This window comes from Algoriphagus sp. UBA3586 (assembly GCF_002376385.1).
Taxonomy (GTDB): Bacteria; Bacteroidota; Bacteroidia; order Cytophagales; family Cyclobacteriaceae; genus Algoriphagus; species Algoriphagus ornithinivorans.
Genome location: NZ_DFMT01000008.1, coordinates 1 through 23,706 on the forward strand (window position 1 = coordinate 1; position 23,706 = coordinate 23,706).

General features: G+C 40.8%; 17 protein-coding genes. 10 read left to right on the forward strand and 7 right to left on the reverse strand.

Annotated elements, in window-relative coordinates; translation table 11 throughout:
* Positions 1-102: 102 nt before the first annotated feature.
* Complete coding sequence (locus B2906_RS01925) at positions 103-1,644, forward strand: M20/M25/M40 family metallo-hydrolase (RefSeq protein WP_219957602.1); 1,542 nt, start codon at positions 103-105, stop codon at positions 1,642-1,644.
* Positions 1,645-1,787: 143 nt separating this feature from the next.
* Here B2906_RS01925 and B2906_RS01930 read toward each other — a convergent pair whose 3' ends face one another.
* Positions 1,788-3,119, reverse strand: a complete 1,332-nt coding sequence (locus tag B2906_RS01930) for an acetylxylan esterase (protein ID WP_286935402.1) — start codon at positions 3,117-3,119, stop codon at positions 1,788-1,790.
* A gap of 143 nt (positions 3,120-3,262) precedes the next feature.
* On the opposite strand from B2906_RS01930, the gene B2906_RS01935 reads away from it, so the two are divergent.
* Positions 3,263-4,342, forward strand: a complete 1,080-nt coding sequence (locus B2906_RS01935; protein ID WP_219957600.1) for a serine hydrolase domain-containing protein — start codon at positions 3,263-3,265, stop codon at positions 4,340-4,342.
* 10 nt (positions 4,343-4,352) lie between these two features.
* Here the strand turns inward: B2906_RS01935 and B2906_RS01940 are convergent, their stop codons facing one another.
* Together B2906_RS01940 and pnuC are read right to left on the reverse strand one after the other, a co-directional pair.
* The gene (locus B2906_RS01940; protein WP_144607446.1) at positions 4,353-4,874 is read right to left on the reverse strand and encodes an AAA family ATPase; all 522 of its coding nucleotides are present in this window, start codon (positions 4,872-4,874) and stop codon (positions 4,353-4,355) included.
* Positions 4,861-5,478, reverse strand: a complete 618-nt coding sequence (gene pnuC, locus B2906_RS01945; protein WP_144607447.1) for a nicotinamide riboside transporter PnuC — start codon at positions 5,476-5,478, stop codon at positions 4,861-4,863. The genes B2906_RS01940 and pnuC overlap by 14 nt, the downstream gene beginning before the upstream one ends.
* Before the next feature lie 543 nt (positions 5,479-6,021).
* Here pnuC and B2906_RS01950 point away from each other — a divergent pair.
* On the forward strand, positions 6,022-6,399 hold the full coding sequence (locus B2906_RS01950) for a GxxExxY protein (RefSeq protein ID WP_144607448.1): 378 nt from the start codon (positions 6,022-6,024) through the stop codon (positions 6,397-6,399).
* 186 nt (positions 6,400-6,585) lie between these two features.
* On the forward strand, positions 6,586-9,402 hold the full coding sequence (gene uvrA / locus B2906_RS01955; protein ID WP_219957599.1) for an excinuclease ABC subunit UvrA: 2,817 nt from the start codon (positions 6,586-6,588) through the stop codon (positions 9,400-9,402).
* A gap of 130 nt (positions 9,403-9,532) precedes the next feature.
* On the opposite strand, the gene B2906_RS01960 is transcribed toward uvrA, so the two are convergent.
* Positions 9,533-10,534, reverse strand: a complete 1,002-nt coding sequence (locus B2906_RS01960; protein WP_219957598.1) for an IS110 family transposase — start codon at positions 10,532-10,534, stop codon at positions 9,533-9,535.
* A gap of 446 nt (positions 10,535-10,980) precedes the next feature.
* On the opposite strand from B2906_RS01960, the gene B2906_RS01965 reads away from it, so the two are divergent.
* The 3 genes from B2906_RS01965 to B2906_RS01975 all read left to right on the forward strand — a co-directional run bounded on the left by B2906_RS01965 (position 10,981) and on the right by B2906_RS01975 (position 16,598).
* On the forward strand, positions 10,981-13,512 hold the full coding sequence (locus B2906_RS01965) for a M14 family metallopeptidase (protein ID WP_219957597.1): 2,532 nt from the start codon (positions 10,981-10,983) through the stop codon (positions 13,510-13,512).
* Positions 13,513-13,688: 176 nt separating this feature from the next.
* Positions 13,689-14,879, forward strand: a complete 1,191-nt coding sequence (locus B2906_RS01970) for an ATP-binding protein (RefSeq protein ID WP_219957596.1) — start codon at positions 13,689-13,691, stop codon at positions 14,877-14,879.
* A gap of 60 nt (positions 14,880-14,939) precedes the next feature.
* On the forward strand, positions 14,940-16,598 hold the full coding sequence (locus B2906_RS01975; protein ID WP_219957595.1) for a carboxylesterase/lipase family protein: 1,659 nt from the start codon (positions 14,940-14,942) through the stop codon (positions 16,596-16,598).
* A gap of 1 nt (position 16,599) precedes the next feature.
* Here the strand turns inward: B2906_RS01975 and B2906_RS01980 are convergent, their stop codons facing one another.
* The 3 genes from B2906_RS01980 to B2906_RS01990 form a co-directional block, all read right to left on the reverse strand.
* Positions 16,600-17,193 carry a YceI family protein gene (locus tag B2906_RS01980; RefSeq protein WP_219957594.1) on the reverse strand — a complete coding sequence of 198 codons (594 nt, stop codon included), beginning with the start codon at positions 17,191-17,193 and terminating at the stop codon, positions 16,600-16,602.
* 62 nt (positions 17,194-17,255) lie between these two features.
* Positions 17,256-18,527 carry a hypothetical protein gene (locus B2906_RS01985; RefSeq protein ID WP_286935404.1) on the reverse strand — a complete coding sequence of 424 codons (1,272 nt, stop codon included), beginning with the start codon at positions 18,525-18,527 and terminating at the stop codon, positions 17,256-17,258.
* A gap of 18 nt (positions 18,528-18,545) precedes the next feature.
* The gene (locus tag B2906_RS01990; RefSeq protein WP_286935405.1) at positions 18,546-19,127 is read right to left on the reverse strand and encodes a YceI family protein; all 582 of its coding nucleotides are present in this window, start codon (positions 19,125-19,127) and stop codon (positions 18,546-18,548) included.
* A gap of 519 nt (positions 19,128-19,646) precedes the next feature.
* Between B2906_RS01990 and glgP the strand changes: the two genes are divergently transcribed.
* The 3 genes from glgP (at position 19,647) to B2906_RS02005 (ending at position 23,694) form a co-directional block, all read left to right on the forward strand.
* Positions 19,647-21,305: an alpha-glucan family phosphorylase gene (glgP, locus tag B2906_RS01995; protein ID WP_286935406.1), complete on the forward strand. Its 1,659-nt coding sequence runs from the start codon at positions 19,647-19,649 to the stop codon at positions 21,303-21,305.
* 83 nt (positions 21,306-21,388) lie between these two features.
* Entirely contained in the window at positions 21,389-23,176 is a 1,788-nt protein-coding gene (locus B2906_RS02000) for a M14 family metallopeptidase (RefSeq protein ID WP_286935407.1), read from the forward strand.
* 131 nt (positions 23,177-23,307) lie between these two features.
* Positions 23,308-23,694: a VOC family protein gene (locus B2906_RS02005; RefSeq protein WP_286935408.1), complete on the forward strand. Its 387-nt coding sequence runs from the start codon at positions 23,308-23,310 to the stop codon at positions 23,692-23,694.
* Positions 23,695-23,706: the final 12 nt, after the last annotated feature.

Consider the following 23,706-nt stretch of genomic DNA (forward strand, 5'->3'; position numbering starts at 1 on the left):
TATCTACTTTTGAGACAGCCTCATTTTTTTGAATTTACATTCCACCAGCGGTTCGAATTTTTCGGCTACTTCCTATACTTTTAGAACCTAAACAAAACACCTATGAAAAAACGATACCTTTTTGGCATGGGTCTGATGCTACTTTTTGGCATACAGGCAAAGGCCCAAGATCAAGTTATTGATAATATTATCAAAGAAGCCCGGGACAACTCCCAGCTTAAATCAATCGGTCATGAACTGATGGACGGAATTGGACCTCGTTTGGTAGGTTCTCCACAAATGCAGAAAGCTCATGACTGGGCAGTAAAAAAATATCAATCCTGGGGCATAGAAGCCCGCAATGAGCAATGGGGCGAATGGAGAGGATGGGAAAGAGGGATTACCCATATCGATATGATGGAACCTTGGGTGAAGTCCCTTTCGGGAATGCAATTAGCCTGGTCTCCTGCATCCCCTAAAGGTGGTGCTATGGGAGAAGTGGTTATCATCCCTGATTTAGCAGACGAAGCTGCATTCAAAGCTTGGCTTCCTTCTGTTAAAGGAAAATATGTGATGATTTCAGCCCCGCAGATCACCGGTAGACCGGATTATAACTGGGAAGAATGGGCAACGGAAGAATCTTTTGAGAAAATGAAAGAAGAACGAACTGAGCTTAACAGGGCTTGGAACGAAAGACTTCAAAAAACCGGACAGGGAAGAAGGGAACTACCTCAAGCTTTGGAAGATGCTGGAGCGTTAGGTATTATCACTTCCTATTGGTCTCAGGGTTTCGGAGCGAATAAAATCTTCTCTGCCTACACCAAAAAAGTGCCAACAGTTGATGTTTCATTGGAAGATTATGGAATGCTATATCGACTTGCTGAAAGTGGCAAAAAACCAAAAATTCATATCAACGCACAGTCCAAAGAAACCGGCGTAGTTCCTACATTCAATACCATTGCCGAAATCAAAGGAAGTGAAAAGCCAGATGAATACGTAATGCTATCCGCGCATTTCGATTCTTGGGATGGAGGAACCGGAGCAACAGATAACGGAACCGGTACCATCATGATGATGGAAGTTATGAGAGTGTTGAAGCAAGTTTATCCAAACCCAAAAAGAACTATTCTGGTGGGACATTGGGGTTCAGAAGAACAAGGCTTGAATGGTTCAAGAGCATTTGTAGAGGATCATCCTGAAATGATGGATAAGATTCAGGCATTGTTCAACCAGGATAACGGAACCGGAAGAGTAGCCAATGTATCAGGTCAAGGCTTTGTAGATAGTTACGAATACTTGGGTCGCTGGATGAATAAAGTGCCTAAAGAAATCACTAGAGATGTGGAAACCACTTTCCCTGGAAATCCAGGTGGCGGTGGATCTGACTATGCATCCTTTGTAGCTGCAGGAGTTCCTGCCTTTTCATTGAGTTCACTAAGCTGGTCATATTATAACTACACCTGGCATACTAATTTGGACACCTATGACAAGATTGTTTTTGACGATGTGCAAAACAATGTGATTATGGCCGCCATCATGGTTTATATGGCTTGCGAAGAACCAGATATGGTATCCCGCGAAAGAAGAATTCCACTTGGTAGAAATGGTGAGCCCACAGAATGGCCATCTATGAGATCTCCTACCAGAAAGGGAGGAATGGATTAATTTTTTTCAATCTATTAAAAGAGGCTGTCTCAAAAGTGCAATTTGTCACATTGAGCGAAGTCGAAATGTAAGCCAAAACGATAGAAATGGCCTTCGACTCCGATCAGGCTGACAATAGAGCTAATAATGAGACAGCCTATTTTTTATTCCCAATACTTTTTGGCCCACTCGATAAAGTAAGGCCAGTTCGGTCCCACAGTATGCCCTCCTTCATGTTGACGAAATGCTATTTCACCTGACTTAAGGAATGTTCCAAGAGGCGGAAACTCAGATGTGGGCAGTCCCTTCATACCCAAAAATTGATATACAGGGCTTGCTAAAACGCCAGCCTCAAACATCCCTTTTGCATCAATCCATTGCCCCTCCACCTCTGGTGAACCCACTGAGATAAAAAATGGTCTCGGGGCACAAAGGGCAATCAATTCATGCGCGTCTATAGGTAAATCATTCTGATTCAATGGACCTGCATATTTGATAAAATTGGGAGCAAACCAATGATATTCGGCTGAACTCGCAAGATTTTCTATTTGCTCCCCAAAAATTCTCCTGAGTAATTTTGCTCCTCCAGCACCTGAACTTCCAATCAGGCCGAGTGAAAATCGTGGCTCATAGGCCAAGGCTACCAATGCCGCTTTTCCATACCTGGATAAGCCCTCAATTGCAATCTTTTCCTGATTGATTAAATCATCAGATTCCAAAAAGTCTAAAGCTTTACTTGCACCCCAAGCCCAAGCCTTGAGTGTACCCCAATCATCCAACTTCCTAGGTTGCCCCTCATTCACCAAGCCAATAATTCCAGCTCTTAAACCTGCGCCATGATCAGCTTGGTAGCTGGTGGGAATAATTACTCCGAAAGCCCAACCTTCTTGCAAGAGCTGCTCCTGCCAGCTGGGACCTTGTTGAGCCGGTCTCCTCATCCCTGCAGGCCAGTTCCAACCAAACTCCATCACCAATGGCACTCCCTCCTCGGTATTCTTGGGCACCCCGTATTCAAAATCTATTTCCACTTCAATTGCAGGATAGAAAGAGTTGTCCACCTTTCCTTTCAACTTTCTATATCTGAATTCTTGCTTTCCAATAAGACTATCCTTCTCCTCCACAATTATCCAATTTACCTTTAGTAAGTTGGCTGGAGTTTTCCCGTACATTTCCAAGTCGAATAAACCGTAAAGCTCCTTTTTTCTTCTCTCCCAATCCTCCAAACTTTGGACAGAAGAGCCATTTTCAAAAACCAAAGGATCGGGAACCTCCTTGTACTGTTTGGCTTTACTTTCGTCTGAATTTGCAGCATTCGGAGCAGAGGGGTTTCCTGAAGGTCCTGGGCGGAGACTTTCAATTCCTAACTTTTGAAGCATCAGTTGATGATCAGCATGGCTTAACTTGGCAATTGAATCCCTTTCAGTTTGAGAAGTTTGGGCTTCAACTTGATTTATAAAAGCAAGAATGATTTCTGAAATCAGGAAATATCTAGGCATAAGTTTAAGCATTACACCTATAATCTAAAGCTTTTCAGAATTTATTCTCAAAAGATTTTATCAATGGGAAATCAATGAATTTTAAAGCTTTGAAAGGCAATGCGACTTAGCTATCTTGAAGTAAATACAAATCTGATTAGCTTATGAAGCTTGTTAAAGTCTTTCTGCTACTATTCTTTATCTCCTCGCAAGGGATCGCTCAACAAAAATTACTAGAAGAGGCATTTATCAGGGCAAGTAATGAAGGCTTTTCCGGAGTGGTCCTGGTAGCTGACCAAGGAAAAATACTTTTTGAAAAAGCGAGTGGAATGAGGTCCTATGAGTCAAACACTCCTTTACAAAAAGATGACATCTTCGAAATGGCCTCCGTTTCCAAGCAATTTACAGCTATGATGATCATGCTATGTAAGGAAAAAGGCCTTTTGGATTTTGATGATCCTGTTTCGGATTATTTGGAAATCCCATATAAAGGCATCAGCATCCGTCATTTATTAACTCACACTTCAGGACTCCCAGACTACCAGGCCATCATGGATGAGCACTGGGATAAAAGTAAAGTTGCCGGCAACCCTGATATTTTGGAGTATTTAAGAATCTATGCCCCTCCTATTCTTTTTAAACCAGGGGAACGATATGAGTATAGCAACACAGGCTATGTACTATTGGGTAGTATTGTAGAAAAAGTAAGCGGGAAGGACTTTGTGGTTCTGTCCAAAGAATGGATTTTCGAGCCATTGGGCATGAAAAATACAGCAATCAGAAGTTTAGATGAAAAATCCAAAGTCCGCAATTTTGCTGCAGGCCACTTAAAGGATGAGAATGGAAATTATGTGAATGCCAACCGATTTCGAGCATCGGATTATACTTTATGGCTAGGAAATAGAAAAGGACCTGGGAGAGTGAGTTCCACTGCCCAGGATCTTTTGAAATGGGATCAGGCTTTGTATACCAACAAACTAATTTCCCCCAAAACTCTAGAGGAGGCATTTAGCCCATATCGACTCAAGGACGGCACCAGAAGTTATTATGGTTTTGGATGGGATTTAGAGCCCAAAAGTCCATTTGGTAAAATGGTCAAGCACAATGGTGACAATCCGGGCTATCAGACCATCATTGTTCGATTTATCGAAGAAAATAAAACCATCATTATTTTAAATAATAATGTCCATCCTGCCATGATGCGTTTGGTAGAAGCGGCTACACTATCTTTTGGTAGAAAATGACGAAAGAAGTTTACAGAGACTCAATTAATTCGATAGCTCTATTTAACCTTGTTTTGGGATCACCATTGATTTTTTCCCATGGAAACTTGCTTTCTATAGCAAGATGCTCATACCAATCCATAAAAAACTGCCTCATTTCCGGCTCTGGATGCTCTCTTTGAGGATCTGGCTCCCAAGGTAAGTCAATATCCGTCAATAGAATTAAATCGTAAGCTCTCCTTCCTATTTCCTGAGTCACCCAATCATGCACTTTACCAAACTTGTGCTGAGACCAAACATGAATCACCCTAAGATCAGTATCACAAAAAAGTAACTTCCGTGCCTGTTGAAATTTCTCATCTTCCAAAGCCATCTGACCTTTGGCGATTTTCAAAAGGTCGGAATAAGAATAATTACGGTCCAGCATTTCTAGGTATTCTCTAGCAAACTCCGGAACCCAAGGTTCATCGTAATGAACAGCCAAATCCGATGCTAAAGTACTTTTGCCCGTAGATTCAGGGCCCAAAATCAAGATCCTTTTAGGATTTTGCATAATTTTTTGCAGATTTTATCCAGGCAAATAAGCCCATAAATGCTAGGACTGTGAAAAATAGAAATTGAAAAGAAGTTAAAATCAACCCTTTGTAAAAGTACAAAGGAACTGAGACTAAATCAGTAATAATCCAACAAATCCAATTTTCAACTTTCTTTTTGGCCATCAACCACATGCCTACAAATGCAGAAGATGTGGTAAATGAATCCCAATATGGAACATCAGAATCTGTAAATTGAGTCAATACAAAGGAAAGGATTCCGTAAGAAGCTAAAAATATAAAGCCGGAAATAATCCAACCTTTAGGCTTAAGCCAAGTGACGGGCACAACAGCTTGATTAGGTTTTGGATGCGTCCAGACATACCAGCCGTAAATGGACATGCTGAAATAATAGGCATTGATCCCCATATCTGCATAGAGCTTATATTGGAAACAAATCCATACATAAATCAGGGTAGAAATGATCCCAGTGGGATAAACCCAGATATGCTCGCGCATGGAGTAAAACACGGAAGCGATTCCAAAAAATACGGCTATAGCTTCGAGCCAAGTCATGGCCTTCAAACCTTCCGCAAATCCATCCACCAAAAACTGAATATCCATGCCACGAAATAAGGGAAAAAGTTGGAAGTACCTCGACTCTGCGAGGGGCAAAATATCCTTTCATGGATATTTAAAATCTTATAATCCCAAAGCAACCATATCTTGAGTTTTTCAACAATTCAAGATATCCTACTGCTTTTAAAGTGAGTGCTCAACCTTTCAAGAGGCAATCTTTGTGTGAAGTGAAAAGAGACGACAAAAGATAAGGTGTAATTATGTGTAAGTTAGAACACCTGTTAAACGACATTTTTGAGGTATTAGGATCTTTCGATTATATATTTTATTAAATGTTCAGTGCTACTAAAGTGGAGCTTAATTTAAAATCTATTTTCCAGATTTTGGTATTCTCCAAAAAGTTATCCCCCATAAAGTCACGAAGCCCCTTCTCCTACCTTCTTTACCGGTGATAAAAGCATAGGCCGGTAGAAAATCCATTTTTAAACCGCAAAGGCGCAGGGATCGCAAAGAAGATCGCAGGTATTAAATAGGTTTAGTTGATTTTATAAATAAAATATAGTTAATTAATCAAAATTTTTTTTAGCAATGACAGAAAATGAAATTTCTTCTAAGATAATTGGAGCTGCAATCAATGTGCATAAACAATTAGGACCAGGTCTTTTAGAGAGCAGTTATGAGGCATGTCTTGCATTTGAGCTTGAGGATCAGGGTTTATTTTTTCGACGGCAGGTTTTATTGCCAGTTACTTATAAAGAAATGAAACTTGATACAGGATATAGAATTGACCTTCTTGTGGAAGAAAAAGTGATTGTAGAAATGAAATCTATCGAAGAATTTAATCCGATCCATTTAGCTCAAGTATTGACATATTTAAAACTTTCCAATCTGAAATTAGGATTATTATTGAATTTTAATGTTGTGAGATTAACTGATGGGATTAAGCGAGTTGTAAATAACTTGTAAGTTTTCTCTGCGCTTTTTGCGCCTCAGCGGTGAAAATTTTAAATATCTAGGTAAAAAAAATTACACAGATGCGGCGCTATGTGAAATTTTAAGACAGTCTTACTTACGTTTGGTATGTTAAGCCCTCATTGCAATGAAATAAACTTTCCCATGACTTCTAGGGTTAGATGATTAACTTTGTCCCCTATGACTTTGAGCACCTTGACTGAGAAAAAAGACATCGATTCACTCGATCCCAAAGAATACATCATTATCAAAAACGCGAGGGTCAATAATCTAAAAAACCTGAGCGTAGCCATCCCCAGAAATAAATTTGTTGTCGTTACCGGCCTTTCGGGCTCCGGTAAATCCTCTCTCGCCTTTGACACTCTTTTTGCCGAAGGCCAACGCATGTATGTAGAGAGTTTGAGCTCTTATGCAAGGCAGTTTTTGGGCAGAATGGAAAAACCGGAAGTAGAATACATAAAAGGTGTAGCTCCGGCCATTGCAATACAACAAAAAGTAAGTACCAAAAACCCTCGCTCCACTGTAGGGACAACCACTGAAATCTACGATTACCTTAAATTATTATTTGCGCGAGTTGGGAAGACTTTCTCTCCGATCTCTGGAAAGGAAGTCAAACATCATACAGTCACTGATATTGTAGATTACATTCTATCCTTCGAGGAGGGAGAGAAAGTGATGATCTCCTGCCCTCTGCAAGTAGCGAGAGGTAGAAAGGTTGAGCAAGAGTTGGAACTTTTGTTACAAAAAGGCTATACCCGAATTCTGATTGACGGGGAAGCCTATTTTGTAGAAGAACTTTTAGAAGAAAAGAAAGTACCCAAAGGCGATTATGAAATCCTGATAGATCGTGCAGCTGTGCGAAAGGATGACGAAGACAACCAGTTCAGAATTGCAGACTCCATCCAAACCGCACTTTTCGAAGGCCATGGCGACTGTAAAATCACGATTCCCGGCAAAGAAACCAAAGCATTTTCAGACCGCTTCGAATTGGACGGAATGAGCTTCGAATTGCCTTCTGTTAATTTTTTCTCTTTCAATAATCCTTATGGAGCATGTAAACGCTGCGAAGGCTTTGGAAATGTATTAGGGATAGATCCGGACCTCGTAATTCCAGATAAAACCATGTCTGTTTACGAAGGAGCTATTGCACCTTGGAGAGGAGAATCCTCCCGCTCATGGTTAGAACCACTCTTGAAAAAAGGAATTGAGTTTGATTTTCCCATCCATAGAGCCTTTGAGGACTTGACCGAAAAAGAGCAGGCTTTGCTATGGACTGGAAATAAGTATTTCAAAGGCTTAGACGCATTTTTCAAAGACTTAGAAACCAAAACTCACAAGATCCAATATAGGGTGATGCTTTCCAGGTTCAGGGGAAGAACTACCTGTCCTGAATGCCGTGGAACCAGACTTCGGAAGGATGCATCCTATGTGAAAATCAATGAAAAATCCATTACCGATTTGGTATTAATGCCAATTGACGAGGCTTTAGGATTTTTCAATCAATTGGAATTAGCTCCACATGAAGCGAAGGTTGCGAATAGACTGCTCAAGGAAATTGTAAGCCGCTTGGAGTTTATGGATCAGGTAGGTTTAGGCTATTTGACATTGAACCGACTGACCTCCACACTATCAGGTGGGGAATACCAACGGATCAAGCTGGCCACATCACTGGGTTCAGCTTTAGTCGGTTCCATGTATATCTTGGATGAGCCTAGCATTGGACTTCATCCCCGAGACACGGATCGCCTGGTTGGGGTTTTAAAATCGCTTAGGGATATGGGAAATACGGTGATCGTAGTGGAGCATGAAGACAAAGTGATGAAAGCCGCGGATCAAATCATAGATATTGGCCCGGACGCGGGAGTCAATGGAGGTGAATTGTTATTTCAAGGCCCCATCGAAGAATTAATCTCTTCCGGTCAAACTCATACCGCCCGGTACCTGAGAGGGGAAGAAAAAATCTTTCAGAAAAATGGAAATCGGAAGTGGAAAGATTCCATCATCGTCAAAGGCGCCCGGGAAAACAACCTGAAAAACCTGACGGTAAAGTTTCCGCTGAATACCCTGACAGTGGTCACGGGGGTTTCCGGCTCAGGAAAATCTACGTTGATCAAAAAGGTACTCTATCCAGCTTTGGGTAAAATGCTGGGAACAGTCATAGATGAAAGCGGAAAATACGACAAGATTGAAGGGGATTTTAAAAAAATCACCCAAGTGGAGTTTGTGGATCAAAACCCGATAGGAAAATCCTCCCGCTCCAACCCAGTGACCTATGTCAAGGCCTATGATGCCATCCGAACCTTATTTTCGGAGCAGCCTATATCTAAGCAACGGGGCTACAAACCGGCATTTTTCTCCTTCAATGTGGACGGAGGAAGATGTGAAAACTGTGCAGGTGAAGGGGTCACTACAGTAGAGATGCAGTTTATGGCGGACATCCATCTTACTTGCGAATCCTGTAAAGGCAAGCGTTTCAAAAATGAGATTCTCGACGTCAAATACAAAGACAAGGATATTTCAGAAGTCTTGGATATGACCATCGATGAAGCCTTGGAATTTTTCAAAGGAAAAACTCAGATCATCAATCGACTACAACCTTTACAAGAAGTCGGCCTGGGCTATATCGGGATGGGCCAAAGCTCCAACACCCTTTCTGGTGGTGAAGCTCAGCGAGTGAAACTAGCCTCATTCTTAGGGAAAGGAGGCACCAAGTCAGGAGATCATGTGCTGTTCATTTTCGACGAACCCACCACCGGGCTTCATTTCCACGATATCAGCAAACTCTTGCACTCTATTAACGCCTTAATCGATCAGGGTCACTCTGTGATCATCATTGAGCATAATACCGAGGTCATCCGTTCTGCCGATTGGGTAATTGATTTGGGCCCAGAAGGAGGGAATAAAGGAGGACATCTGACCTTTGCAGGAACTCCAGAGGATTTGGCGAAAGAAGATGAAAATTACACCGCGAAGTATTTGAGGGAGGGGTTCGCTTAAACCTTTGAGGTTTAAAAAACCTCGAAGGTTTCCTATCCTCGCATAATAATTTGGGATCTTAGCTCAGTTAGTTTATAGCGATCCTTTGACAGAGCAAAGGTCATGGGTTCGTCCTCGATATTCTTATGGATTAGGCAAGGGGTAAATTATAATTTATTTCATGTTTTCTGTTGTCTCGGATAAGAGCAAAAATCCTGTTGATGAGTTTTGCTCTCACCGCATTGATTACAGTCATTTTATTCTTCCCTTCAGCTACTTTCCGCTCAAAATAGTCTCTAAACTCTCCTTTCATTTTAACTGCTGAAAGAGCTGCCATATGGAACAATGTCTTGAGATGAATATTGGCTCTGTAGGAGACCTTTCTCCTAGACTTTTGGCTTGTCCCGGATTCGAAGGCAAACGGAGCAACTCCCACATGACAGGCAAACTTCCTCCCAGAACCGAACTTGGTAAATGCTCCAGTTGCGATAATGGTGTGTAAAGCTACTTGTTCCCCGATCCCATCAATAGAAGTCAATATGGCTTTTTGCTCAGAAAGGGTTTCATTGGCTTCAAGTAAGGTTTTGATTTGTTGGTCTATATCCTTGATAAGTTTGCTCAATGACTCGACTTGCTTTTTGAGTCTCCTACTTCTTGCTTTATAAAGCTCTTCATCCATAAAGCCTTTCAGATCTTTAATATGGGTTTTGTACTTGGCTCTTTCTTTTATAAACAACTCTCTTTCACTGGATAGGGAACGAATCGCTTCCAAAGTAGTGTCTTCTACGGTTTGGATTTTGGCTTTGTCTTGATGCCTTTTGGCATAATCGGCTATTCGGATGGCATCCACTCGGTCGTTTTTATATCGGGTGACTCCTGACCGCTGTTTGATCTCTGCACCTCCTTCCAGCCAGAGTGCTATATTATGTTCCAAACAAACTTTTCGCAGAGGATAGCCATAGTGTCCGGTATGTTCAGCACATATCAATGCTTTACTCATGTCGAAGGTCTTGGAAATCTTTCTAAAGAATCGTTTAATGGATAGTGGTTTGTTTTCAACCTTGAAACTTTCCACTTCTCCATCACGGCTAATCAGGGCAAGATCAAGAGATAATTTGCTAACGTCAATTCCGATAACTGTTTCGAATTGCATACTTTTGAAATTAGATAATTGAAGTAAAAAGAACCTTTACCTAATAACCTTAACAGGTTTGACTGATATCTTATACAGGTCTTGGTTCTTGAATCCTGTCAGTCCCAAATATCGAGTTAGGCCTCTTACACCTAAAGCTATCGCTGGGTCGCTGACAGGGCTTCAATTATACTCCAAATCCTTCTAGTTTACTATCTGACAAACCTAAGGTAGCTATCGGAACCCTTAGATCCCACTCACAAAGCACAATGTCGATTCGATAATGTGCTTTTTTTATTTCTTTATGAAGGCATTTTACCATGAAAATCGAAAGTATAATTTACGATTTTCATAGTACTTGACCATTTGGAATACTTTTCCAAGTAGCTTTTTTTTCGCTTTTCCATTGCTGGTTTTATCTCTTTGGCTTTAAGCCTTAAATTCGGCATTCAATGAAATTTTCTCTTATGCAAAAACGACTACTCTTCACCCTTTTCAGCTTGGTATGCTGGACTTTCGCGCAAGCGCAAATCCAAACACCTGAGCAGTTTCTAGGCTACAAGCCCGGTGACCGATTCACTCCTCATCACCGCATGGTGGACTACTTCGAACACGTTGCCGCTAATAATCCTAATGTCAAACTCATCCAATATGGAGAAACCAATGAAAAGCGTCCGCTGATCATGGCTATCCTTTCCAGCCCTGAAAACATGGCTAACCTGGAGCAAATCCGGACCGACAACCTCAAAAGAGCAGGTTTGATGGAAGGAACCCCCTCTACAGCTATCCCAATTAATTGGATGTCTTTCAATGTGCATGGAAATGAATCTGTAGGGATGGAAGCGGCTATTTCAGCTTTTCATACACTTGCTAATCCTACTAATGCAAAATCCCAGGAATGGCTGAAAAATCAGGTTATCATCATCGATCCAGCCATCAATCCTGACGGTCGTGATCGTTATGCCATGTGGTACAACCAAAAGATGAATACCATCCTCCAGCCCGATCTTCAGTCTGTGGAGCACAATGAGCCTTGGCCCGGAGGTCGCGCCAACCATTACCTTTTTGATCTCAACAGAGACTGGGCATGGCAGGTGCAAGTAGAGTCTCAGGCCCGATTAAAAGTGTATCAGCAGTGGATGCCGCAATTGCATTTGGACTTTCATGAGCAAGGCATCAATAATCCTTTCTACATGGCTCCTGCCGCTGAACCTTTACATGAGCAATTGACTGCTTGGCAACATGAGTTCCAGGATATTTTTGGAAGAAATACAGCCAAGTATTTCGATGATATGGGTAGATTTTATTTTACCAAAGAGCGATTTGATTTACTCTATCCTTCTTATGGAGATTCTTACCCTATGTTTAACGGAGCAATCGGAATGACCATAGAGCAAGGTGGAGGAGGTCAGGCTGGCCGAGGCGGTTTCAATGCCGTAGGAGATACAGTAACGCTGAGTTACAGAATTGAAGGACACTATACCGCTGCTATGTCTGCTGCCGAAGTAACCAGCCAGAATGCATCAAAACTTCTGGAGCAGTTTGCGAAGTTTTACAAAGAGAACTCAACCAATCCGAAGGGGAAATACAAAAGCTTTGTTATCAAAGGAGAAAGCAACCCGGCACAAATTGCCAAGTTATTGGAGCTATTGGATAAAAATGGAATCCGGTATGGAAAGGCAGGAAGTAAATCAGGTTTGAGAGGTTTCGAATATCAAAGCGGAAAAAGTGCAGCTTTCAGCACCACAGATAAAGACATTGTTATCTCGGCCTATCAACCTAAATCAGTTTTGGCACAGGTATTTTTCGAGCCCAATCCTCAACTGAATGATAGCATCACTTACGATATTACTTCATGGGCCTTACCATATGCCTATAATTTGAAAGCCTACGCTTTAGAAAGCAGACTTGACCCAGCCGGAGCTTATGAGAAAGTAAGTTTTGCGGAAAATATTCCTGGAAAAACGCCAGTAGCTTATATCGCTAAATGGGAAGGAACAAGAGATGCAGCTTTTCTTGCAGCACTTTTAAGAGAAGGCATACGAGTAAAATATCCTGAATTCCCTTTCAAAACAGAAGGGAAAAGCTTCCCAGCCGGCACTCTGCTAATCACTAAAGGAGGTAATGAATATGTCGCTGACTTCGATAAAAAAGTTACGGAAATTGCCAATCAATTTGGTATCTCCCTTGAAACAACCATGACTGGTTACATGGAAGAAGGCAAGGACTTTGGTTCACCTAATATCCGAATTATCCAGGCCCCAAAAGTTGCATTGGTGGGAGGAGCTGGAACTTCTTCTCTGAATTACGGTGAGCTTTGGCATTTCTTCGAAAAGGACTTGAATTATCCACTTTCAAACTTGGAATTGGACAACATGGCCAGATATGACCTAAGCAAATACGATGTAATCATTCTCCCATCCATGTGGGGCGGAGGACTGAATAAAGCAGCTCAGGATAAAGTCATGGAATGGGTTCGCGCAGGTGGAAAGGTTATTGCCATTGATGGTGCAGTAAATCTTTTTGCAAACAAGGAGGGCTTTTCTCTGAAAACTTTCGATACCGATGAGGAGAAAAAATCTGCTGAAAAAACAGCTGACACCTTGGCTAGAAAAGAACGATTAGAGCCTTATCAGGAGGGAGAACGTTTAGCAATTTCAGGCGGAGCTGCAGGAGCCATTTACCAAGTTGATATGGATGAAACACATCCTTTGGGCTACGGAACCCAAGGTAAATTCTATACGCTGAAAAACAACTCCAGCAAATTTGCCTACCTGATCGACGGAGTCAATGCAGGGAAAATCAGCTCCAATGACTCCTACAGAACTGGCTACATAGGCTATAAAATCAAATCCACAATGGGAGGATCCTTAGCTATCGGTTCGGAAAGACAAGGTCGTGGAGAGATTGTTTACTTCGTGGATAATCCTATTTTCCGTGGTTTCTGGGAATCCGGAAAATTAGTACTGAGCAATGCAATTTTCTTGGTTGGACAGTAGGGAAAGGATGAAATATAAATTCTGAAGGCTGAAATCAAAAGCTAAAGTAAGAAAGCTGAAAGCCGACTCCTTAAAATGGGGTCGGCTTTTTTACTCAGGAGCGGAGAAGTGAAAAAAGCATTTTTACACATTTGATTGTGCATTTTTTTGTATTTTTGCACAAATGAATGTGCAAAATGGACGAATTACTTGAAATCTCCCATTCACTAATCAATAATACAAGCCTTGAATTTGAGCGATATTTAAAAGACCAGATTGCTTGGGATGAAAAACTGATTGGTATCAAAGGGGCTAGAGGAACAGGAAAAACTACTTTAATTCTCCAATACCTTAAAAAGAAAAAAAGCGAAGGACTGCTCGTTGCTTATTTTTCATTGGACGAATTGTATTTTTTGGAAAATAACCTTCTTCAAACTGCAAAGACTTTTTACCAAACAGGTGGTAAAGTATTGGCATTGGATGAGGTTCATAAATATCCAAGTTGGTCTCGAGAGCTTAAAAATTTACATGATCGCTACCCAGACCTTCAGATTATTTTCTCTGGATCTTCGATTATTGATATCAGCAAACAGGAAGGGGATATTAGCAGGCGAGCGATCATGTATGAGCTACATGGACTTTCCTTTCGTGAATACTTGAAAATTAAACATAAGCTAGCTCTTCCTCTCCTCAAAATGGATCAAATACTTTTCCCAGAAGGAGATATTAGACAGCTATTTCCCAACGATTTTAAACCTCTCTCCTATTTTAATGATTATTTGACTACTGGCTATTTCCCTTTTTCAGGAGAAAATAAGGAGCTTTATTTTCAGAAATTGAGGCAAATGATCAGAACAATTGTGGAATATGACATGGCAGAAATAAAAGGCTTTGACATCAGAAACGGTAAAAAATTGCTTCAACTGCTTTATATTATTTCACAACGGGTACCCTTCAAACCTAACTTAAGTTCGCTTGCCGAGAAGACCGCCATACATCGAAATTCACTTTCACTATATCTTAGCTATTTAGCAGAAGCACGCTTAATTGATCTCCAATATCCCGCAGGAATCAGTATATCAACGCTTCAGAAGCCTGAAAAAATTTTTTTAAACAACACCAACTATCTCTATGCCTTGGCTGAAATTAAACCTGAAAAAGGGACAGTTAGGGAAATATTTTTTCAAAGTCAGGTAAAAGTAAATCATCGATTAAATTATTCACCTTCAGTTGATTTTTTGGTAAATCAAGAATATCATTTTGAAGTCGGTGGAAAAAGTAAAACTCGAAATCAACTGCTCAGTGATAAACATTTTCTGGTAAAAGACGATTTGGAATTCCCTGCTGGAAAAAGTCTACCTCTCTGGATTTTTGGCTTTATGTATTGATTTTCAATTTCTTTTTCTATTTTGTCATAATGAAACAATAAACCATAAATTCCCTTACCTATGAAAACCAACAGAAGAGATTTTTTTAAGAAAGTTGGCGCCGGAACACTCGCCGCTTCCATCCCATTCGCTTCACAAGCACATGCACTTTCCTCCGCACCGAAAGCGGCTTCGGAGGATCAGTTTCTCCAAATCGGAGATAATTTAGCAATCGCCAATACCGACTCAGGAAAAGTACGAGGCTATATCCTGAATGGCGTATTTACCTACTTGGGGATACCCTATGGAGCAGACACTGCTGGAAAAAACCGATTTATGGCACCCAAAAAACCTGAGCCCTGGACTGATGTCAAACCTACTATTTGGTGGGGAAACACCGCTCCCCAGATTATGGATAATCGGTATGCAAATGTCCACTACTCTTTTGCGGATCATTGGAACTATGACGATGTCAGTGAAGACTGTTTGCGCCTAAACGTATGGACCAACGGAATCGCTGATGGGAAAAAGCGCCCAGTGATGGTTTGGCTTCACGGAGGTGGATTTACCAATGGAAATGGAATTGAGCAGGATGGCTATCATGGGGAAAATATTGCCAAAAATGGAGATATCGTCTTCGTATCTATTAATCATCGATTGGGACCAATTGGCTTCACTGATTTATCCGGTGTTGGAGGCGATAAATATAAAGACTCAGGAAATGTTGGCATGTTGGATATCATTGCGGCTTTGAACTGGGTAAAAACTAATATTTCAAATTTTGGTGGAGATCCTGGAAATGTCACCATCATGGGGCAATCCGGAGGAGGTGCGAAAGTAACCTGCACCATGGCCATGCCCGCTTCAGAAGGTAAGGTGCATAAAGGTGTTGCGCTGAGTGGCAGCATGCTTCAAGCTAATGACAAAGAATATGCGCAGACTTTGGGTCGCTATGTCATGGAGGAGGCAAAACTAACGCCTGCTACGCTGGATCAAATTCAGGAAATTTCGTGGAGAGAGTATTTAGATATCGCAAATCGTGCTTTAGTTCGAATGCGGAAAGATAACCCTCAACCAGGCTTCCGAGGCGGTTTTGGTCCTGTTGCTGATGGAGTGCATATTCCGAAAGGTGAGTTCTTTTCAGAAACTTCAGACCATGCAGCCAATATGCCTTTGATGGTTTGTACCACATTCCATGAATGGAACCCAACCCGAACCAATGCCGAACTGGAAAAAATAGATAAAGCCGGGGTAGTGGAGCAGCTAAAAGGTAGATTTGGTGAACAATCTGATGCTATTTATGCCGCTTATGCAAAGGACTTTCCAAATGCATCTCCGGCAGATCTATGGGCAATGATCCTATCCAACCGTCAGGGTGCTATCAACACTTCTACTGCGAAAGCCTCCCAATCTGCGCCTGTTTATTTAGCCTGGTTTGGTTGGGAACCCAATCTTTATGATGGACGCATGAAAGCATTTCACTGCATAGATATCTGTTTCTGGTATCAGAATACCGACCGCATGTACACGCATACTGGAGGAGGAGCCAGACCAAGAGCCTTGTCTGATAAGATGTCTTCTGCATTGCTGGCCTTTATGAAAACAGGGAATCCGAATGGAGGAGGCCTTCCAAATTGGCCAGCATATCAGGTTGCAAATGGAGAAACCATGATTCTTGATGATACCTGTCAAGTGAAAAATAAGCCGGATGCCAATGGATTAGCAGCTTTGATAGCTTAATTTAAATTTGCTCCAATACTAACCCGAACTGGACTTGGATTTCGTTCTGAACCTTCACAGTACCAAAAAACTTAACAGGCGGATTAATTGAGAAGTCTGAAAAAGTAACTGTTTGCTTTCCGCTGAGTGTAGTTTTTCCGTTTTGCTTGATTTGCAATTGACAGGAAATCGGAAATCTTCTACACACACCAGCAAGAGTAATTTCAACATTCCCTTTGAGACTTTCAGAGGGGGTGTTGGGGTTGGTTCGGACAAGATCTAAAAACCTTACTCTTATTTCAGGATGTTCTTCTGCTCTGACAGTTTCATGAAAATCTTTGGTCATCAACTTGTTGTAGCAATTGAAATTGGTTGAATTCAACACAATTTCTCCAGACCAGTGAGCAATGTGCTTTTCGGGAGAAAGCGTTTCAATTAATATATCATTCCCCTGATAACCTAAAGCTGCACATTCGAATTGATTGACATTGGTTTTACCTAAAATTTCAACCACACTTTCCTTAGATACCTTCCAATGCGTAATCTCTACTTTACGCTCTAAGCTGAAACTGAATGACAGTATTACAATAATAAGAGAGATCAATATCTTTTCCATAGCTGTAAAACTTTAAAATCGGCCCCGTTTACAGGGCCGATTGGGGTGGTTTAGTTTCTGGATTAGAAACTAATCGCAGCTTCCAAGTTCACACCTTTGAAGCGACCTTCAAAGTATTTGCTATCCGGAGCAAAACCGTCCTTATACTCTTGATTTACATATTCTAATTTTAGAAGCACATTCTTAGTCATAAACCAACCTCCGCCTAAATTCAATCTTGTAATCTTGGTATCAGGAGCAGTGCTATTTGCATTACCATTCACTGAGTTCCATCTGAGTCCTAGGTAAAACTGCTCGGTGGTACCAAATCTGTAAAGTGTTTCTGCCGCTACTTGAGTGAATTGACCATCTCCTTGGTCTGGAGAGTTGTTAACCACTTCATAGATCCCGAAGAATTCCAAGCCTCTATATTTGATGAAAGGGTTGAACTGCATCGCGGTCATTTGCTTGAATCTTGGATTAAATCTTCCCTCGAAATCACTTGCATTTCCCTCCAAAGCCTGCATCACTCCGTAGTATCTAGAACCAGCTCTGTCTCCTCCGTACAACCAAGTACCTGTGGTAGTACCATTATTCAAGTACCAAGAACCTGTTAATCTTAGGCGTAAATCATCACTCAATTGCTTATCAAAACCCAGTTTTCCGTAGAAAGAAGCCTTATTGTCAGAGTTATCATTGACAATTACATTTTGATTGAGTTTACCATTGGTAAGACCAATGACTCCGATAAACCCATTATTTTGAATGGTTAATTCTCCGAATGCCTCAGTAGAAAATGAGTCCATTATATAGTTTCCGATGAAAGGATTGTAAATCACTCGGGCATTATCAGATCTTCTAAAGTGAGCATCCCCGTAGTTGAATTCATCCAAACCAACAGTTATGGTTGCAACACTCATAAAACCTTCCATAAAACCAGGTCTGATAAAGTCCAACTTATCAATTTGAAGGTGACCACCTTTTACCCAAGCTTCTACATGGTGCTTAGAAGAAAGATAAGTTCTCAAATGCAATCTCATACCATCAGCTAATTGGGTGTTGATGTTAAGATTAGCAGAAGGAAGGTTGAAATTGGAACCTAATTCCACCAAATTATTGAGATTGTTGTAGTTATTAATGGTCTGAAATTGGAGTGCAAAATCACCTCCAACGAATACTTTTACCTTATCAAAGGTACCTTTCGCTTCTTTTGGAGTTTCAAATACATTTAGACCTTCTTTATCATTGGATCTAAAATATTGCAACTCGGTTTTTTCTTGTGCATTTGTTGCCAAAGGGCTCAGCGCCATGAGAATTATCGCCAATGTGCCAAACCAGGTTAAGTGCTTTTTCATAATCAATTGAGATAAGGGTTAATTTTTTTGTTCGTAAATCGCTTTGTAAGAAATCTGTAAATCGTTACCGGTTTTGATGGTGTTGAATACAGCAGTCGGTGGACTAAGTTTGAATTGAGAAAAGGTGATCGGAAGATTACCGGAGAAAAGGACAGAATTTCCATTCACCTGGTAATTGACCTTCATTTTTACAGTCTGACTAACTCCTGCTATACTGAGTTTTCCAGTGGCCATCAGGTAGTTGCTCTGAATTTCGTCCAGACTGATTAATTGAAAATCAATTGACTGAAACTGCTCCGCCTTTAGAGCCTCATAAGCATTTTTATCCATAGAGCTCTTGCCGCTTTTCAAGCATTTGACAGGAACTTTTATCGTCAAACTTTGAATTCCTTCCAGCTTTCCACTCAATAGGTTTATGGATGCTTGGCCTTGTAAAGGACCTTCGGTTACCATATCCCAATCATGAATTGTAGAAGTGCCGGAAACTTTTACCTCTGCTGAATTTTTGATTGTAAACAACTGTTGCTGAGCGTATCCAACTTGTATTTGGAGTACTCCCACGATCAGCGTCAACAGTATGTATTTTGTAAGCCTTTCCATCGCATTAAAGGGTTAGTGAACTTGTTTGTTGATCCAAAAGTAGGTTCAGCGATTGGATTAAAACTTGACGAGAATTGGCTAAAAAGATGACTTTAATCAGCTTTTAAAGAATCTATAATAAAATAGCTAAGTTATTCTTTATACTGTTTGGGATGTATTTTGCATCTATTACGTTATTTTATTTTAGAAAAATCAGTAAGACAGTATTTATATCTTACTTCAATGTTTTCGCCTCTTAATAATTTCGTGAACTCAGCTAAAAGTTTTTGGCTTTAGAATGATGAAAATAATATCGGCTTTCAATTAAGAGCAAACCAGCTCCTCGGTTAAAATCAAGGAAATGATCAGAGAATCTTGCTTTGCATAACAACTAAGCCCATGATAATCGACTTGATTTTTTAATATCACCTTCAAGCTAGATTTCAACCGGTTGCATTAAATTTTCCTGATACATTCCTCAAAATTCTGCTTAAAAGCGATTTCTTTTCCCATAAATTAGGCGCTCTTATTCAGACAACTATGACAGATTTTAAAAACTATAAAGTACCCTATTCGATATCCTCAGATTATTCTGAAAAAGTGGCCTATTTCTCCATGGAATTTGCCATTCACCAACCTTTAAAAATCTATTCAGGTGGCTTGGGATTCCTTTCAGGCTCACATCTTAGAAGTGCCTATGAACTGGGACAAAATTTGATTGGGATTGGTATCCTCTGGAAATACGGCTATTACGATCAGACGAGGCATCATGACCAAACACTTAAGCCGGAGTGGTACGAGAAGACCTACAGCTTCTTGGAGGATACAGGAATCAAGTTTCAGGTAACAGTTCATGATGTGCCAGTTTGGGTCAAGGCTTTCTATTTGGCTCCGGACACTTTCAAGTCTGCCCCCTTATTTCTTTTGAGCACAGACCTTCCTGAAAATGACTATCTCAGTCAGACCATCACTCATAAATTATATGACTCCGACACTGCGGCCAAGATTGCGCAATGTTTGCTTCTGGGTATCGGCGGAGCCAAATTGTTGGATATTCTCAATTTCAATCCGGATGTATACCATTTGAATGAAGCTCACGGAGTCAGTGCCGTATTTCATCTAATGAGAAAATTCGGTAGCAAGAAGGAAGTTCAAAAACGTCTGGTCTTCACCACGCATACCCCAGAGGAGGCCGGAAATGAAAAACACGATATTCATCTACTGAATAAAATGAGCTTTTTCAACGGATACTCTGTGGATGAAGTGAAAAAACTCACCGGTATGGAAGGTGATGTTTTCAATCACTCCTTGGCAGCACTTCGATTCGCCAGAAAAGCCAATGGAGTCTCCGAACTCCATGGAAAAGTCAGTAGGCAAATGTGGAAATCCTACAAAAACATTCCGGAAATCACCCACATCACCAATTCCCAAAACTTCAAATACTGGGCGGATAAGCAACTCTATCATTACATGGAGCAGGACGATGTGGCTCTTTTTGAAGACAGAAAACAGTATTTGAAGAAAAGAGCATTCGATATCGTAGCAGATCAGACAGGTAAACTCATGAACCCGAAAGTACTGACTATCGTTTGGGCCAGAAGATTTGCAAGCTATAAGAGAGCCGAATTGATCACCAGAGATATCCGCCGATTTGATGCATTGATGCGCAATTCGAAATATCCAATTCAGATAATCTGGGCAGGTAAACCTTATCCATTAGATTACAATGCCATTTCTGTTTTCAACCAGCTGGTTCATTTGAGCAAGCAATATCCTAATATGGCGGTGTGCACAGGCTATGAGTTGACTCTTAGCAAGCGTCTCAAACAGGCATCTGATATCTGGCTGAATAATCCACGAGTGCCGAGAGAAGCTTCCGGCACTTCAGGAATGACCGCATCCATGAATGGAGGAGTAAATCTTTCCACTTTTGACGGATGGATCTGTGAATTTGCAGAGCATGGGAAAAACAGCTTCATCGTTCCTCCTGCTAACTATGCATCCATGCATGTGGAAGAACAAGACGAATACGATTTGAATAAACTCTATGAAGTGCTGGAAAAAGAAATTCTTCCGCTTTATTACGATAATCCAGAAGGCTGGAGAGCTTTAGTTCAAAAAGGCATGAAAGATGTCATCGGCTTTTTTGAAAGTAATAGAATGGCAAAAGAATACTATGATTTGATGTACAAATCCTGATTCAAAAGATATTTAGACCATTAGGTAAAGCTCAAATCGGATAATTCGATTTGAGCTTTTATTTTGCCTCTATATTGTATGTAATGATGAAAAAAGCCCTACTCCTTCTGATCCTTTTACCAATTTTCACTTACGCTCAAGATGTAATGCCTCCACTTTTGCCCTGGAAAGGAAAATCGGAAGCCCTGATTGTAGCAAAAGATCATCCTTGGATCACTCCAGGAGAAGCAAGCGACTTGAAAGAATCTCCAACTTATGAAGTAACCTACCTTTGGATCAAAAAATTAGCTGACTCCAGTCCTTATCTCCAACTTAAAAGCCTGGGCAAAAGTGAACAGGGAAGAGATATTTGGATACTCATCGCTTCCAAAAATCAATTTTTTGACGGAGAAAGGTTAAAAAAGGAAGAGAAACCACTGATATTTTTCCACGGGGGAATCCATGCTGGAGAGATCGATGGAAAAGATGCAGGCATGATGTTGCTTCGGGATATCATCCATGGAGAAAAGGGTCACTTATTGGATCAGGCCAATATTCTTTTTATACCCATTCTCAATGTGGATGGGCATGAAAGAAGAAGTCCCTATGGCCGTGTCAATCAAAGAGGGCCGGTAGAAATGGGATGGAGAACCAATGCCAAAAACCTCAACCTCAATAGGGATTTTACCAAAATCGAAACTGCTGGAGTTAAGGCCGTCATAGAAGTGATCAATGAATATGAGCCGGACTTATATGTGGACGTGCATGTCACTGATGGAGCAGACTATCAATATGACATCACTTACGGTTTCGTAAAGACAGGAGGGTATTCTCCTGCTATCAGTCAGTTTTTAGCTAATACTTTTCAGAAAGAAGTCGATGCTGCTTTGAGTAGCAAGGGTCATATTCCAGGCCCTCTTCTATTCGCTGCGAATGGGGATGATTTTTCCTCCGGAAATGTAGCCTTTTCTTTCAGCCCCAGATTTTCTCACACATATGGTGATGCTCGTCATCTTCCTTCTATTTTGATAGAAAACCATTCTCTAAAGCCATTCAGACAACGGGTTTTGGGAACATATGTATTCATGGAACAAGCGATTTTGACCATGGCTAAGCATTATGACGCAGTTAAAAAAGCGGTTACCTTGGATCAAAATCAGGCAAAGGAATCCCTTGATGTGAAATTCAAATTTAGGGAGAACCCAGCCGACACCATGCAATTCAAAGGGATAGCGTCCAGAAAAGAAAAATCTACCCTTACTGGATCCGAATATGTGGTATGGGAAGGTAAGGCTATCACTCAGGAAGTTCCTACCCTTTTGATGGACGTACCTGTGCAAACCGTCCCTATTCCCAAAGCTTATTGGATTTCCTCAGAGTGGTCAGAGGTCATTGAAAAATTGCAGCTACACGGGATTGAAATGGAAATCTTGAGTGAGCCAAAAGATATCAGGCTAGAATACTCCAAAGTAATGGACTTTAAAATGGGAAGTCAGCCCTATGAAGGCTTAATGAGAGTACAGGAATTTTCTTCAGAAAAAATCTACCGAACGCAAACTTTCCTTTCAGGTTCGGCAAGAGTTAAAACTGACCAAGCTTTGGGGGAACTGGCAGTAATATTATTGGAAGAGGAATCCGTGGACAGCTTTTTTCAATGGGGGTATTTCAATTCCGTATTCAGCCAAACAGAATATATGGAGACTTACATCATGGAGCCTATGATTGCTCAAATGCTAGCAAAAGATCCAAAGCTCAAAACCGAATTTGAGACGAAAAAATCAGAAGACCCTGACTTCGCTAAAAATGCGAGAAGAATCTATCGTTGGTTTTATGAAAAGACCCCTTATTTTGATCAAAACTGGAAAGTGATTCCAGTTGGAAGAGAATGGTAAATGATATGAAATGCCAATTAGGAAAAAACTCACACAACTTGTCCCGAACTTGTTTCGGGAGGGGGATAATTATTCTGGGCATTCCTCCCTAAAGTCATCGGGATGACCTCTAAAAAACAAATTTTAACCAGATGAAAATAGAGCATATAGCCATTTGGGTAGAGAATCTGGAGAGTATGAAAAATTGGTATTGCCATTACCTGAGCCTTGAAGCAGGAGAGCTTTATTTCAATCCAAAAAAAGGGTTCAGTTCTTATTTTTTGAAATTCCCCAATGGTGCAAGACTGGAGCTGATGAATAGAAAAGATCTGGAAAGCAGAGCAGAAGGATCAAAAATACATTCAGGCTATGCCCATATAGCAATTTCTTTAGGCTCCAAGGAAAAGGTGGATGATATGACCCAATTTTTCAAATCTGAAGGCATTCCGATTTTGGATGGACCCAGAACTACAGGCGATGGATATTATGAGTCTGTAATATCAGATCCTGAAGGAAATTTATTGGAATTGACAGTTTAATTCAGGAAAATA

What these genes read in the sequence shown, in the direction of transcription:
- B2906_RS01925 (WP_219957602.1), top strand. Translation starts at nt 103, where the DNA reads ATGAAAAAACGATACCTTTTTGGCATGGGTCTGATGCTACTTTTTGGC.
- B2906_RS01930 (WP_286935402.1), bottom strand. Translation starts at nt 3,119, where the DNA reads ATGCCTAGATATTTCCTGATTTCAGAAATCATTCTTGCTTTTATAAAT.
- B2906_RS01935 (WP_219957600.1), top strand. Translation starts at nt 3,263, where the DNA reads ATGAAGCTTGTTAAAGTCTTTCTGCTACTATTCTTTATCTCCTCGCAA.
- B2906_RS01940 (WP_144607446.1), bottom strand. Translation starts at nt 4,874, where the DNA reads ATGCAAAATCCTAAAAGGATCTTGATTTTGGGCCCTGAATCTACGGGC.
- pnuC (WP_144607447.1), bottom strand. Translation starts at nt 5,478, where the DNA reads ATGGATATTCAGTTTTTGGTGGATGGATTTGCGGAAGGTTTGAAGGCC.
- B2906_RS01950 (WP_144607448.1), top strand. Translation starts at nt 6,022, where the DNA reads ATGACAGAAAATGAAATTTCTTCTAAGATAATTGGAGCTGCAATCAAT.
- uvrA (WP_219957599.1), top strand. Translation starts at nt 6,586, where the DNA reads ATGACTTTGAGCACCTTGACTGAGAAAAAAGACATCGATTCACTCGAT.
- B2906_RS01960 (WP_219957598.1), bottom strand. Translation starts at nt 10,534, where the DNA reads ATGCAATTCGAAACAGTTATCGGAATTGACGTTAGCAAATTATCTCTT.
- B2906_RS01965 (WP_219957597.1), top strand. Translation starts at nt 10,981, where the DNA reads ATGCAAAAACGACTACTCTTCACCCTTTTCAGCTTGGTATGCTGGACT.
- B2906_RS01970 (WP_219957596.1), top strand. Translation starts at nt 13,689, where the DNA reads ATGGACGAATTACTTGAAATCTCCCATTCACTAATCAATAATACAAGC.
- B2906_RS01975 (WP_219957595.1), top strand. Translation starts at nt 14,940, where the DNA reads ATGAAAACCAACAGAAGAGATTTTTTTAAGAAAGTTGGCGCCGGAACA.
- B2906_RS01980 (WP_219957594.1), bottom strand. Translation starts at nt 17,193, where the DNA reads ATGGAAAAGATATTGATCTCTCTTATTATTGTAATACTGTCATTCAGT.
- B2906_RS01985 (WP_286935404.1), bottom strand. Translation starts at nt 18,527, where the DNA reads ATGAAAAAGCACTTAACCTGGTTTGGCACATTGGCGATAATTCTCATG.
- B2906_RS01990 (WP_286935405.1), bottom strand. Translation starts at nt 19,127, where the DNA reads ATGGAAAGGCTTACAAAATACATACTGTTGACGCTGATCGTGGGAGTA.
- glgP (WP_286935406.1), top strand. Translation starts at nt 19,647, where the DNA reads ATGACAGATTTTAAAAACTATAAAGTACCCTATTCGATATCCTCAGAT.
- B2906_RS02000 (WP_286935407.1), top strand. Translation starts at nt 21,389, where the DNA reads ATGATGAAAAAAGCCCTACTCCTTCTGATCCTTTTACCAATTTTCACT.
- B2906_RS02005 (WP_286935408.1), top strand. Translation starts at nt 23,308, where the DNA reads ATGAAAATAGAGCATATAGCCATTTGGGTAGAGAATCTGGAGAGTATG.